This is a genomic window from Variovorax sp. P2_H12, assembly GCF_056403395.1.
The window spans coordinates 1-12,852 of the sequence record NZ_JBFUFO010000081.1; the positions used below are offsets into that span (position 1 = coordinate 1).

Sequence of the window (12,852 nt, forward strand, 5' to 3'; positions counted from 1 at the left end):
CAGGCCGCCGCCGCCGACGCACCAGCGGCACCGGCGCCGAATCTCACGGGCAACGTCTCGCTGACCACCAACTACAAGTTCCGCGGCCAGGACCAGGACGTCCTGGGCAAGCACGACTTCGCCAATGACGACTACGTCAAGCCCGCGATCCAGGGCGGCCTGGACTACGCCTTCGGCGACTCCGGCTTCTACCTCGGCAACTGGAACTCCAGCGTCAACTGGCTCAAGGGCAACTCCGTCGAGATGGACTTCTACGGCGGCTACAAATTCAAGGGCGGCCCGATCGACTGGGACGTCGGCGTCCTGACCTATGTCTACCCCGGCAACAGCGCCGGCAACACCACCGAGATCTACGGCGCAGGCACCTGGGCCGACGAGAACGTCGGCGCCTTCACCGCCAAGTACTCCTGGACCGTCTCCAAGGACTACTTCAACTACGCCGGCAACAAGGGCGGCTCGGGCCTGGACGGCACCAACACCGGCTACCTGAACTTCGCCTACACCAGGGAGATCGTGCCCAAGCTGACCTTCAAGGCAGCCCTCGGCTACACCTTCTTCTCCAGCGACATCAGGAGCCTGGGCTACAAGGACTACCTCGACTACAACGTCGGCGCGGCCTACGACTTCGGCAGCGGCCTCTCGCTCGGCGGCTACGTCCAGGGCGGCAACGAGCAGAGCGCCTTCAACCTGGTCGCAAGCCCGGGCATCCCCTCGCCCATCGGTCCCATCGGCCAGACCACCTTCTCGCCCAACGCCACCCCCCGACACGCGTGCGCGACAAGTCGAACACCACCTGGTCGTACCACCAGAGACCCTCGAACAAGACGCGCGCCCCTTGGCGCTGCGCCTGCTCCGGCGCGATCTCGCCGATGGAGCGCTGGCCGTCGATGGCATCGACGAACTTCTTCTGCTGGGCGGTGATCGGCAGGTACAGGTCGGTGTAGGTATGGTGACGGTTGATCAGCACCGCCGCAGCACCCGGCTGCAGTCGCTCCTGAACCATGACCGTGTCTGCGACGCGCAGGGGTACGAAGTCCAGCCATGCGTCGCCCTCGAAACTGACGCGCTCGTGATCGGGCCGGTCGCTGCGGTACGCCACCACGCTGTGCCGGACCATCGAGCCGCGGAAGAGTTCGACTCCGGCGTACTGCTCCTCGACCGGGAGCCGGGCCAGCAGCGGCTGATGGGGAGAAGATGCCAGGGCGCCGCACTGGGGCAGATAGGCCGCCTGGCCCAACCAGCGGCCGAACCTGAAGCCACCCGCACGAAGGAATTCGAACAGCTGCGGGACGGAGTAAGCCCGGTCCTGGGGGTGCAGAAGCGCATCAGCCAGCCCTGCCGGGTCCTTGAAATCCGGCGCACTGCGCAGCAACGGCATCAGCGGGTGGTCCGGCGGCAACGCCCGAAGACTCGCCGCGAGCGCCTCGATCTCATCGGCCGTCGTGCCGATACCGAGCCGGCGGCAGTAGTCCTGCAGCAGGTATACCCCGGCGCGGCCATAGGGCGCATAGACCATCAGGTGCATGGCACCGTTGGGCTCCAGCACCTCGCGAAGGGCCCGCAGGCCCGCGTCGGGGTCCGACAGATGATGCAGGACGCCGGTACAGACCACGTGGTCGAAAGTGCGCCCCAATTCGGATGCGCGCTCGACCGGGAGCTGGTGGACCTCGAGGTTGTCGAGGCCGTGCTTGCGCCTGAGCCGTTCCGTCTGCTCGATGCTCGTCGCGCTGACATCGATGCCGACCACCTTTGCGCGAGGCCATCGCATCGCGTGCTTGGCAGCCTGGGAGGTGCCGCATCCGGCGACCAGGATGGTCCGATCCTCGCGATAGGGTTCATCCGGCCAGAACAGATGGGCCTCGGCGCGCCGCCGATCCTCGCTCCACGACTGCCGGTAGCGCGCCAGATCGTCGACCGGCGGCGGGTAGGGATGACGCTCGTAGAAAGCGCTGACCTCCCGCGCCAACCGGCCGGCGTCCCGCATCGAAGTCAGGCGTTGCCGTGGCCCGACACCTGGGCCAACACCGCGTCCAGGTTGAACGACGCGGGCTTCTGGCGAGGCGGGAACTTGGCGAAATCCGCGATCTGCCCGGCGATCACCGCCTGCATCTGGTACATCTGCGGCACGTGATCGACCATCCAGTCCAGGTAGGTGTTCGAGTTCACCGGGGCCCGCTCGAACGGGTCGCGCCGCAGGTTCATGATGTACGGCAGCCGAAGCTTCACGAACGGCTCGGCCCACTGTCGCATGGTGTCGGCGCGCTGCTCCGCCAGGTGGAACTTGTAGTCGCCGACCCGCACCGCAATCACCTCCCCGTCATCGCTGAAGTAGACGATGACGTTCCTTGCGCTCTCCTTCGCGGCACCGGTCAGGTAGGGAATCTGGTTGTAGCCGTCGAGATGGACGTTGAACTTCTTGTCGCCCACTTTGCAGCCCTTGAGGAGCTGCTCGGTCACGTCGGGATTGCCGGCCGCCGCAAGCAAGGTCGGGAACATGTCGATGTGGGAGACGATGCCGTTCAGGACCGAGCCGGCCTTGATCTTGCCCGGCCAGCGCATGAGGCACGGCACTCGCCAGCCGCCTTCCCAGTTCGAGTCCTTCTGGCCGCGGAACGGGGTGTTGGCGCCGTCCGGCCAGGTGTCGTTCTCCGGTCCGTTGTCGGTGGAGTACATCACGATGGTGTTGTCGGCGATGCCCAGTTCGTCGAGCTTGGCGAGCATCTGGCCGATCTGCTCGTCGTGGACGACCATGCGGTCGCTGTAGGGGTCCTGTCCGCTCTTGCCGATGTTCTTTTCGGCCACGTGGGTGCGGAAATGCATCGCGGTCGAGTTGTACCAGAGGAAGAAGGGCTGGTCCGCCTTCGCCTGCTTCTCCATCCAGGAGAGGGCCGCGTCGGTGATCTCCTCGTCGATGGTTTCCATGCGCTTCTTGGTCAGCGGGCCGGTGTCCTTGATCGTCTGCCCGCCCTTGCCGTCCGAGACGCAGTGGAGCACGCCGCGAGGACCGAACTGCTTCCTGAATGCCGGATCCTTCGGATAGTCGGGGAGCTCGGGCTCCTCCTCGGCGTTCAGGTGATAGAGGTTGCCGAAGAATTCGTCGAAGCCGTGCACGGTGGGCAGGAATTCGTCACGGTCGCCCAGGTGGTTCTTGCCGAACTGGCCCGTGGCATAGCCGAGCGGCTTGAGCAGCTCGGCAATGGTCGGATCTTCCTTCTGAAGTCCGACGGTGGCGCCGGGCATGCCGACCTTGGTCAGGCCGGTGCGGATCGGGTTCTGGCCGGTGATGAAGCAGGCGCGGCCCGCGGTGCAACTCTGCTGCGCGTAGTAGTCGGTGAAGGTCACGCCTTCTTCCGCGACGCGGTCGATGTTGGGCGTCCGGTAGCCCATCATTCCGCGACTGAAATGGCTGATGTTCCACAAGCCGATGTCGTCACCCCAGAGAATCAGGATGTTGGGTTTCTTCGCCGCCATGTCTTTTCCTTTGCATGAGAAAGATTGAAAAGGGCAGGCACGCTGCCTGGCCGTGCGAACGCTAGGCCACGTGCGCCAGGCAGCGGCTCGTCGAATCGATCGTCAGGTTCGCCAAGCGATGGTCAACTCGCAAGCGCCATCTGTACATCAGGGCAAGGGGCAACTTCGCTGCCCGAAAGGGCAGACCTGCTCGCCAGCAGGGAGCCCCCGTGGTGCAAGCCAGGGCTTTCTCAGCCGGGACCCACCGGCTTTTTCCTCACCTGGCCTGCGGCAGCACGGACCGCTAGCTCCAAGTAGGAAGGCTCTGCAAGGCATCGTTGGGGCGGTCGACCAGGTCGACGCCAGTGATGCCCTTGCCGCCCGGCACGAGTTCGACGTCGCAAATGACTTCCCAGGCATGGTCTTCCGTGCGCCGCGCAAGGCACACCTCCTCCCCGGCAGCAAGCAGACCGGCGCATTCCGCCATGCTGATCCGCTGTACCGGGCCAAGGGCCAACCCGGTCGATCCGAGCTCCTTGTCCACAATCGAATGAATGGCGACGAGATCGATCTTGTCGCCCTCATAGTGAACGGCGGTAATTGCATGCTGGGCCATCTTCGACCTCCATTCGTAGAGAACCCCAGTATGGCCGCGGCGGCTGTCAGCGTCGAGGCGCACCCCCAGGATGCCGTGCAGGCCACGTGTCGCCAGGCTAATATCGCCACCATGCATTTCCGCCGCTGCGCTCCCCCGCCCCCTTCCCTCTGAGTCTCCGCGCCCCGTGTGGCGCAGCAGAGGGCTCAGGCCATCCCATGCGATGGCCTGAGCGCGGGATCAACGTGCCCGTTTGTCCGGGCACTCGACGGTGTGCGAATCATGAAAATCGTGAATGGAGCGCGGCTCGCGTGGGGCGGCGTCTTGTCGGCGGGCGTGTTGTGGGGCGGCGGCGCCCTCGTGGCGCAGCATTTGATCGAACGCGGCATTTCACCGTACAGCCTGGCGCTCGCGCGCTTTTCGCTCGGCTTGCCGCTCCTGTGGTGGTGGCATCTGCGCGCAGCCGCCGGCGCGTCGGCGCGCTGGCGCGATCTGGCGCGGCGCCAACAGGCCTTGATGCTCGGCGCGGGGCTGGCGATGGCGCTGAATGTGAGTTGCTGGTTCGAAGGCGTTGCGCACCTGGGCGCCGCAATTCCCACCGTGATCTCGATCTGCTGCGCCCCGGTGATCGTGGCAATGGTGTCGGTGCTGCGCGGTTACGAGCCGGCCAGTCGCCGTCTGTTCGGCGCGCTGGCACTGGCGTTGATCGGTGTGGCATGGATTGCCTTGCCGGTCGACGGCTGGCAGCTCGCACCCGGCCATGGGGCCGGCTTGGCGTGGTCGCTGGCTTCGGCGGCCCTGTACGCCACGGTGGTGCTGTGCAACGCCCGCATGCCCGCCAGTGTTTCACCGGTCGCTGCATCGACTTGGGGGATGACGAGCGCGGCCGCCTGCATGGCCTTGCTTGCGAACGCGCAGGGCGTGACCTGGCCGACCGATGCCGGGCACTGGCTTGGCATTGCCTATACCGGGGTGTTGACGACCTCGATCGCGTACCTGGCATTCGCCTGGGGTTCGCGGCGGCTGTCTCCAACGGCGGCCGTCATCGGCACGTTGGTAGAGCCCCTGGTGGCGACCCTGCTGATGTGGTTGCTGTGGGACGCGCCGATGCTGCCGCGCCAGTGGATCGGGGCGCTGCTCCTCGGTGCTGCAATGGGGCTGCTCGCGCTGCGCACCCGGGCCTCGGCCGCGGCTGGCACAAGCTAGGTGGCGGGTTTCAGTGCCGGAGGATGGACGGGAGGTCGGTGTAGTCCAGCAGTTCTTCCAGCGCTTTCACGGCGCGCTGGAACTCCTCCTCATCGACGCCCCGCTCCTTGAGCCAGCCGTGCACGAAGCCGCGGAACGACAGGCTGAGCCTTTCGTCGGCAATGCCGTGCGCGGCAAGCAGGGCCATGCCGATCACCTGCAACGCCGCCAGCCCGCGAATTTCCTCGCTGTAGCCCTCCTCGAAGCTCTTGGACAGCTTTTCAGCGGCCGTGACGTTCGAATTCATGGTGGTGCCTCGGGTCTCGCTTGCGAATGCTATTCGCGGCAACCATCATCCTGCGCCATCGATCGGCGGTTGGGAAGTGCCTGTTCGGGTAGCGCCGATTGCCCTTTGGTGAGGACGCGAACAAGCTAGAGAAAGACGCCCACCACCTGCTGCAGCAGCTTGTCGAAAGGCACCAGGGCCAGTGCGACCAGGCCGAACGGCAGCGCGGTGGCAGCGGCCAGCACCAGCAGGCTGCGCAGGTCGACCGGCGTCAGGCGCATCGAGTAGGCGTTGGCCGCCGTCTGGTAGAAATCGACCACCGCGGAGAAGTCGCCGGTCGCCAGCGGGTCGACGGTGTCGCCGCCGGTCTGGCCGCTCATCCACTTGTGCTCCAGGGCCTCGCCCAGCCGTTGCGACAGCGTGCCATAGCGAACGAGGCCGTGCTGCCAGGTTCGCAGCAGATGCCCGCTGAAGATCAGCACCGGCACGGTGAAGACCAGCAGCACGACCACGACCGTTCCGAGCGCCACGCGGGCGAGCTGCTCGGGGCTGCCGGGGCCGCCCGCGAGCACGTGGGCCAGTTCGGTGGCGGCGACCAGCGCGCCGATGGCCACGCCGAGGATCGAAAAGGCGCGCAGCGAATAGCTCACGAACATCAGCCCGGCGGCGCCGTCCGGGTGGGCCGCGATCAGCCGCAGCCTCAGGCCCGCGACCAGCCAGAGGTAGCGGGCCCAGAGAAAGATCCGCCAGCACCAGCCGAGCTGCAGGATCAGCAGGATGGGCAGGCTGACGAGCGCGTGCCACCAGCTCGCGAGCGAGCGGCCGAGCGGCGCTTCCGGGGCGCCATGGTGCCAGTTCGGCAGGAAGGAGGCGGGCACATAGCGCACCAGCAGCACGGCCGCCACGAAAGCCAGCACCACCGCGAGGGCCTCGACCAGCCAGCCGTCGCGCAGCCGGATGATCGAACGCACGATGGCGTCGTAGGGCTGGGCCTCCGAGGGCGGCACCACGCCGCGGCCGCGGAACGAGTGCGCCAGCTCCCCCAGCCGTGGAATGCAGACGGCCTCCGCCAGCACCAGCAGCGGCGCGACCACTAGCAAACGCACATGCGCCGAGGCATCCTGCAGGAACGCGCGCCACACCGCCTCCTGGCCGTCGGCCCGCGCCAGCATCGCCAGCACCAGCAGCGGCAGCCAGCCGATGGCGACGACCGCCACGCAGCGCCGCCAGATGTGCCGATGCTCCGGGTCGAAGCGCCCCCAGAGCCGCAGCAGGCGCATCGGCGGCCCGCCGTCGAACAGTCGGGCGTCCGCGGCATCGGGTGGGGAAGAGAGGGCGGACGGGGTCACGGCAGGCGTTTTGCCGCCCACGATATGCCAGGCGCCGCGCGCTGCCCATCGGCTATCAGGGCATTCGGGTCGGCACCTTGGTGCAAGGCGGCCGGCCGGCGGAGATCTCGGACCATGCGAGTCCGGAAAATCTCATTCTTGTCAGCCCTGATGGCGCCAGCGGACCGTGAGTATGCATGCCGGCTGCACGCCGAAGGCACGATGAAAGAGACCAGGCCCCCAGATGACGAAGTCACCATGTCGGCGCAGGGTGTGCGCCACGGTGTTCTGTGGCGCGAAGTCGGCGGTGGTCGAGAACTCGATCCTGAATTCGCTGGCCGGGCTCACCAGGACCGACATCGTCCTGCCCTCGCTCAGCGGCTTGGACTCGCCGTCCGGATTTCCGGCCGGATGAGAGAACCACTTGACGCACAGCCCGGCAGCGGGCTCATCGACCGGCACATGGCGCAGATCGCCCGGCGGTTTCCGGGTCCAATCACTGAACCCGACGAACCAGCCGGTTCCATTCGTGTCCAGGTCGCCGGCATTGCCGAACTCGACGTTCCGCGCAAGAAGCTGTTTCGATGGCATGCCGGATTCTGCCTTCGGGTGAGCGCCGCATCCAAAGCTCAGGTCGCCAGGGTCCCTATCAGTCGCGGGTCGTACAGCCACTTGCGCACCTTTTGCGCGGCGATGCCCTTGGCGTCGGGGTGGGCCGGGTTGATGAGGACGTTGTGCTCCTCCGGCACGACCACGGAAGGCACGACCAGAAGCGCTGAAGTCTTGTCATCGATCCAGCTGTCGCCCACATCCAGCGAGACCTTGCCCGCCGGCTCCGCGTCCCATCCCACGGGCAGCGATGCCGCGTCCCGTTCCTCGCGCGCGGCCCAGGTGGCTTGCGGCACCGACATCTTCACGAGGTAGCGATTGAAAGGGAGGCCGCCTTGCTTGAGGTGCACAACCGTCTCCAGGCATGCGAGGGCGATCGATTGCGAGGTGTAGACGACCGCTCGACTTTTCCGATTCCAGCGGCCGCCGGTGACCTCGGCGCCCTTGCCGGTCAGATCGTCAGCCAGGTAGTCGGGCGTGTCCGTGGCGATGCGCCAGAGCACGACCGATACCGTCAAGCGTAGGCCCCGCTTTGCATGCGGGCCAGCAGGTTGGAGACCATCGCCTGTCCTTCAGCGGTATCCATCAGGCTGGAAGGCGGGCGCCCGCCCAGGGCCGGCAGCGGCTCCTCGAGCCACCTGGCCAGCCACTTGGCGGCGTCGAACCCCGTCGGGTCGCCGGACTGCTGCACCATCGCCTCCACCTGGCCGATCAGCCGCGCCATGCCCAGCGCTCGCTCGCTGTCTTCCGTGGAGAGAGGTTTCCCCTCGCGAACCTTGCGGCTCACCGTCGCTTGTGCGATGCCCAGCGTCGGCAGCAGACGGTCCTTGGTGATGTTCAGGCTCTTGGCCAGCTTGTCGAGGTAACCCGCCGACAGTCCTTCCTTGACCATCGTGATGCGCATCAGCGGCTCAGCGAGGTAGATCTCGAGGAACGGGGGGTCAGACAAGACGAAACGCGGGGCATCGACCTCCGAAACGCTGATGGCGCCTATGGAGGTCAGACCCCTGGGCGGCTTACGGGCCCCGGACGTGCGGGCGGCTGCTTTCTCGACCATTGACGACCTCTCGCTCATTTGAGCGTTAATGATAAGTCAATTGAGTGGATTTGCCAACCCCAAGGATCGATCTCCTTGCAAGGTTGCCTGCTTGGATTGCCTGCGCATGGAGCGCCAAAGGCTCCCGCCCTCATGGCCCTCCTCACCGCTTAGCCGATGGTCATCAAGCTCGCGTTGCCGCCCGCAGCGGCGGTGTTCACGCTGAGCGCGCGTTCGATGACCAGCGCCTCGAGCGGGATGTCGGTGGCGCCCGGTTGAAAAGCCCTGACCCCCGCGATGGGGCCGTCTCGCTCCGCGACGCGGCGAACGACCGCCGCGAGCGCAGCCGCATCACCGTGATGCAGCACCGCATCGAATGCCACGGTGGGCGCGGCCCAATCCTGCGCAACGACGATGGATGGCTGGACGGCGGCGGGAAGCGCGGCAAGCAAGGCGGCCGTGCGCTGGCCCGCGGGCCACAACGCCGTGCTGCCGACGGCCAGCACGGCCGCGAGTTGCGTCAGCCGGTCCGCATCGTCGTCGGCCAGGCAAAGGACGGCATGGCGCGCAAGCAATCTGTAGACATTGCGCTCGCCGGTCGGGCCGGTCAGCGTGCGCGCCTGGCCGCTGCGCGTGAGCCGCCTGAAGCGGCTGCACGTATTCGCGAGCGGGGCATTGCCCGATTGCGAAGCCCATGCCGCCAAGGCGTCGAGCGCGGGCTTGCCGGCCTTGACTTCCACGTCCGGCGCATTTCCCGGACTCGCGTCGTTGAATGCCCGCGCAAGCACGTCTTCCGGCCGCTTCGCCAGCATGCGGACCATGTACAACGGGCCGCCGGCCTTGGGGCCGGTTCCCGACAATCCCTCGCCCCCGAACGGCTGCACGCCGACGACCGCACCCACCATGTTGCGGTTGACGTACACATTGCCCGCATTCGCTGCTTCGACGACCTGCGAGATCGTCTCGTCGATACGCGTATGGACGCCCAGCGTCAGTCCGTAGCCGGTGGCGTTGATCTGGCCCAGCAGCGCGCCGAGATCCTGGCGGCGATAGCGGATCAGGTGCAGGACGGGGCCGAACACTTCACGCTGGAGCTCGCAGAGGTGGTCGAGTTCGATGAGCGTCGGCATGACGTAGGTCCCGTGCCGGGTGGCGTCATCCATCTCCCGCCCCTGGCGGTAGACCGCGCGGCCCTTGTTCCGCAGGGTCGAGATGTGTTGCTCGATGCCGGCGCGGGCTTCGGCATCGATGACGGGACCGACGTCCACGGCCAACCTGGAGGGATTGCCGACGCAGGCCTCCCTCATCGCACCCTTGAGCATGTCGACGAGTCGATCGGCCGCCTCATCCTGGACGCACAGCACGCGCAACGCGGAGCAGCGCTGTCCTGCACTGTCGAAGGCGGACGCCATCACGTCCGTCACCACCTGCTCCGCGAGCGCCGACGAGTCGACGATCATCGCGTTCTGGCCGCCCGTTTCGGCGATCAGCGGGACAGGCTCGCCGCCCGTGCCCAGTCGCTGGGCGAGCGTCTTCTGCAGGATCCGCGCGACCTCGGTCGACCCGGTGAACATCACGCCCTGGACTCGCGGGTCGGCGACCAGCGCGGCACCGACCGTCTCGCCGCGCCCGGGGAGCAGCTGGACGGCCGCGGGCGGGACGCCGGCCTCCCACAGCAGGCGAACGGCCTCCGCGGCCACCAGGGGGGTCTGCTCGGCCGGCTTGGCGAGCACCGGATTGCCGGCCGCCAGCGCCGCGGCGACCTGGCCCACAAAAATGGCCAGGGGAAAGTTCCAGGGGCTGATGCACACCATCGGGCCGAGCGCACGGTGCGTCTCGTTGCTGAAGTCGCTGCGCGCCTGGGCCGCGTAGAAGCGAAGGAAATCCACGGCCTCCCGCACTTCCGCAATCCCGTTGGGGTAGGTCTTCCCGGCCTCGCGCGCCAGCAGGCCCAGCAGGCGAGGCATCCGCGACTCCAGCAGGTCGGCGGTCCGCTCGAGCAGCTCGGCGCGCCGTGCCGGCGGCGTCGCGGACCAATCGCCGGCGATGCCGTGGGCCTGGTCGAGCGCCCAGTCGACCTCCGCAACAGTCGCTTCCCTTGTCTGGCCGACCACGTCGCGATGATCGGCCGGATTCACGACCGGCTGCCACGTGTCGGCCGCGCCTTCGGCTCGCGTCGCCGCCCAGAGCATGGGCGCGGCGGTCCACGTTTCGCGCGCGCTCTGCGCCAGGGCCCGTCCGAGTTCGTGCAACGATTGCTCGTTCGAAAGATCGAGCCCCTTCGAGTTCAGGCGCAGTGGGCCGTAGAGTTGCGACGGCAGCGGAATGGCGGGGTGCGGTTTCCCCACGCATCCTTCCGCCTGGGCCAGGCGCTCGACCGTCACCACCGGATCTTCCACCAGGCTGTCGAGCGAGATCGTCGGATCGGCGATCCGGTTCACGAACGACGTGTTGGCACCGTTCTCCAGCAAGCGTCTCACCAGATAGGCGAGCAGGGTTTCATGCGTGCCCACGGGTGCGTAGATGCGACAGGGCCGCCCCAGCTTGCCGGCCTCGACCGGTCCGACGACCTGTTCGTAGAGCGGCTCGCCCATGCCGTGCAGGCACTGGAATTCGTACTGTCCCGGGCGGTAGGTCGACGGATCCGCCATCGCGTAGATGGCTGACAGCGTGTGCGCGTTGTGCGTGGCGAACTGGGGATAGACGGCATCCGGGGCCTCCAGCAGCCTGCGCGCGCATGCGAGGTAGGACAGATCCGTGTAGGCCTTGCGGGTGTAGACGGGGTAGCCCTCCTGCCCGTCGACCTGCGCGCGCTTGATCTCGCTGTCCCAGTAGGCGCCCTTCACGAGCCGGATCATGAGTCGATGGCGGCTGCGGCGGCCGAGGTCGATCAGATGGTCGATGACGCGAGGGCAACGCTTCTGGTACGCCTGGATGACGAAGCCGATGCCGTCCCAGCAGGCCAGGGCCGGTTCGAAGCACAGTCGCTCGAGCAGGTCGAGGGACAGCTCCAGGCGATCGGCTTCCTCGGCGTCGATGTTGAGGCCGATGTCGTACTGCTGCGCGAGCAGGGCGAGATCGCGCAGCACCGGGTACAGCTCGGTCATCACGCGCTCGTACTGGGCTCGGCTGTAGCGGGGATGCAGCGCAGACAGCTTGATCGAGATGCCGGGCCCCTCGTACACGCCGCTTCCGTTCGACGCGCGGCCGATGACATGGATGGCCTGTTCGTAGGCCAGGCGATAGCGCTCGGCATCGTGCGCGGTCAGCGCAGCCTCGCCGAGCATGTCATAGGAGTAGCGAAAGCCTTGCGATTCGAGATCCCTCGCCTGGTCGACGGCCTGCTGGATGGTCTCGCCCGTCACGAACTGCTCGCCCATCATGCGCATCGCCATGTCGACGCCCTTGCGAATGAGCGGCTCCCCTCCCTTGCCGATCAGCCGGGCCAGAAGCGTGGACAGCCCGGACTCGCTGTGTGTCGCGACCAGCTTGCCCGTGAGAAGCAGGCCCCAGGTCGCCGCGTTCACGAACAGCGAAGGACTGCGCCCCGTGTGCGACTGCCACTGCCCGTGCGCGATCTTGTCGCGGATGAGCGCGTCGCGCGTGGCCGCGTCCGGAATGCGCAGGAGCGCCTCCGCAAGGCACATCAACGCCACGCCTTCCTGGGACGACAGCGCATATTCCTGGAGCAGGCCCTGGACCAGCCCCGCTCGTCCCGTCGCTGCCTTGCGCGTGCGCAACTGCCGGGCAAGGCGATGGGCAAGTGCCCGGACGTCGCTCGCCTTCCCGTCCGGAAGGCGGGCCGCTTCGAGCAGGACGGGCAGCACGCTCTCCTCGGGCAGGCGGTACGCGCCGGTGATCTGGCGCCGGAGCGACGACGGTTCGGTCAAGCCGTCGACGAAGGCGAACGGCTGGGAGGGGGTGGCGGCAAGATCTGACATGGCAACCTTTGTGGTGACATGTTGGATATTGCCGCCTCGATTCCAGAATTACCGTCCAAAAACTCGACCCTTCGACGAACAATTCACTAGACACGCGGTCGAACCATCAAATCCGCTTCCGTTGACCGGGCCGGCGGATCACCCCAGGAGCCAGAGCAGGATCAGGCCCAGAAGAATGCTGCACAGGCCGAAGAAGCGCAGCTGGCCGTCGCGCAGTTGCATCAACTGGCCGAAGCCGCGCCGCCAGCCGCCCGGCGACAGGAAAGGCAGCAAGCCCTCGATCACCAGGACCAGGGCCAGCGCGCTCCAGAAGGTGTCGCTGTCCACTTGACGGCGGCCGTGCTCAGCGACGCGGTGCGTTGCTGCCCGAGCCGGCGCCCTGCATCGCCCGGAAGAACTCCGACGAGGGGTCCAGCACCAGC

11 protein-coding genes and 1 pseudogene are annotated in these 12,852 nt (G+C 67.1%); 2 read left to right on the forward strand and 10 right to left on the reverse strand.

The genetic code is table 11. The annotated features are described in order from the left end of the window. Positions 1-684 (forward strand): annotated as a pseudogene (locus tag AC1DYK_RS34825) (TorF family putative porin); the annotation flags it as partial. Here AC1DYK_RS34825 and AC1DYK_RS34830 read toward each other — a convergent pair. The 3 genes from AC1DYK_RS34830 to AC1DYK_RS34840 all read right to left on the reverse strand — a co-directional run bounded on the left by AC1DYK_RS34830 (position 683) and on the right by AC1DYK_RS34840 (position 4,066). Continuing rightward, positions 683-1,984 carry a class I SAM-dependent methyltransferase gene (locus AC1DYK_RS34830; protein ID WP_478170433.1) on the reverse strand — a complete coding sequence of 434 codons (1,302 nt, stop codon included), beginning with the start codon at positions 1,982-1,984 and terminating at the stop codon, positions 683-685. The pseudogene AC1DYK_RS34825 and the gene AC1DYK_RS34830 overlap by 2 nt on opposite strands. A 5-nt stretch (positions 1,985-1,989) precedes the next feature. Beyond that, positions 1,990-3,471, reverse strand: a complete 1,482-nt coding sequence (locus tag AC1DYK_RS34835) for an arylsulfatase (RefSeq protein ID WP_478170434.1) — start codon at positions 3,469-3,471, stop codon at positions 1,990-1,992. A gap of 283 nt (positions 3,472-3,754) precedes the next feature. Next, positions 3,755-4,066 (reverse strand): hypothetical protein, encoded by a 312-nt coding sequence (locus AC1DYK_RS34840; RefSeq protein WP_478170435.1) that lies wholly within the window; start codon positions 4,064-4,066, stop codon positions 3,755-3,757. Positions 4,067-4,327: 261 nt separating this feature from the next. Between AC1DYK_RS34840 and AC1DYK_RS34845 the strand changes: the two genes are divergently transcribed. Further along, complete coding sequence (locus AC1DYK_RS34845) at positions 4,328-5,251, forward strand: DMT family transporter (protein WP_478170436.1); 924 nt, start codon at positions 4,328-4,330, stop codon at positions 5,249-5,251. Positions 5,252-5,261: 10 nt separating this feature from the next. Here AC1DYK_RS34845 and AC1DYK_RS34850 read toward each other — a convergent pair whose 3' ends face one another. The 7 genes from AC1DYK_RS34850 to AC1DYK_RS34880 form a co-directional block, all read right to left on the reverse strand. Beyond that, a complete protein-coding gene (locus tag AC1DYK_RS34850) occupies positions 5,262-5,537 on the reverse strand; it encodes a hypothetical protein (RefSeq protein ID WP_478170437.1) in 276 nt (91 codons plus the stop codon). Between the two features lie 125 nt (positions 5,538-5,662). Beyond that, complete coding sequence (locus tag AC1DYK_RS34855) at positions 5,663-6,865, reverse strand: hypothetical protein (protein WP_478170438.1); 1,203 nt, start codon at positions 6,863-6,865, stop codon at positions 5,663-5,665. A gap of 141 nt (positions 6,866-7,006) precedes the next feature. Then, complete coding sequence (locus tag AC1DYK_RS34860) at positions 7,007-7,435, reverse strand: hypothetical protein (RefSeq protein ID WP_478170439.1); 429 nt, start codon at positions 7,433-7,435, stop codon at positions 7,007-7,009. Between the two features lie 38 nt (positions 7,436-7,473). Further along, positions 7,474-7,956 carry an RES family NAD+ phosphorylase gene (locus tag AC1DYK_RS34865; protein WP_478170440.1) on the reverse strand — a complete coding sequence of 161 codons (483 nt, stop codon included), beginning with the start codon at positions 7,954-7,956 and terminating at the stop codon, positions 7,474-7,476. 11 nt (positions 7,957-7,967) lie between these two features. Beyond that, positions 7,968-8,510 (reverse strand): type II RES/Xre toxin-antitoxin system antitoxin, encoded by a 543-nt coding sequence (gene parS, locus AC1DYK_RS34870; RefSeq protein ID WP_478170441.1) that lies wholly within the window; start codon positions 8,508-8,510, stop codon positions 7,968-7,970. A 149-nt stretch (positions 8,511-8,659) separates the two neighbouring features. Further along, on the reverse strand, positions 8,660-12,430 hold the full coding sequence (gene putA, locus AC1DYK_RS34875) for a trifunctional transcriptional regulator/proline dehydrogenase/L-glutamate gamma-semialdehyde dehydrogenase (protein WP_478170442.1): 3,771 nt from the start codon (positions 12,428-12,430) through the stop codon (positions 8,660-8,662). Between the two features lie 138 nt (positions 12,431-12,568). Beyond that, on the reverse strand, positions 12,569-12,757 hold the full coding sequence (locus AC1DYK_RS34880; protein WP_478157937.1) for a DUF2065 domain-containing protein: 189 nt from the start codon (positions 12,755-12,757) through the stop codon (positions 12,569-12,571). Positions 12,758-12,852: the final 95 nt, after the last annotated feature.

Bases quoted from the DNA above. Each gene is read 5' to 3' on its own strand.
- AC1DYK_RS34830 (WP_478170433.1), bottom strand. From the start codon at position 1,984: ATGCGGGACGCCGGCCGGTTGGCGCGGGAGGTCAGCGCTTTCTACGAG.
- AC1DYK_RS34835 (WP_478170434.1), bottom strand. From the start codon at position 3,471: ATGGCGGCGAAGAAACCCAACATCCTGATTCTCTGGGGTGACGACATC.
- AC1DYK_RS34840 (WP_478170435.1), bottom strand. From the start codon at position 4,066: ATGGCCCAGCATGCAATTACCGCCGTTCACTATGAGGGCGACAAGATC.
- AC1DYK_RS34845 (WP_478170436.1), top strand. From the start codon at position 4,328: ATGAAAATCGTGAATGGAGCGCGGCTCGCGTGGGGCGGCGTCTTGTCG.
- AC1DYK_RS34850 (WP_478170437.1), bottom strand. From the start codon at position 5,537: ATGAATTCGAACGTCACGGCCGCTGAAAAGCTGTCCAAGAGCTTCGAG.
- AC1DYK_RS34860 (WP_478170439.1), bottom strand. From the start codon at position 7,435: ATGCCATCGAAACAGCTTCTTGCGCGGAACGTCGAGTTCGGCAATGCC.
- parS (WP_478170441.1), bottom strand. From the start codon at position 8,510: ATGGTCGAGAAAGCAGCCGCCCGCACGTCCGGGGCCCGTAAGCCGCCC.
- putA (WP_478170442.1), bottom strand. From the start codon at position 12,430: ATGTCAGATCTTGCCGCCACCCCCTCCCAGCCGTTCGCCTTCGTCGAC.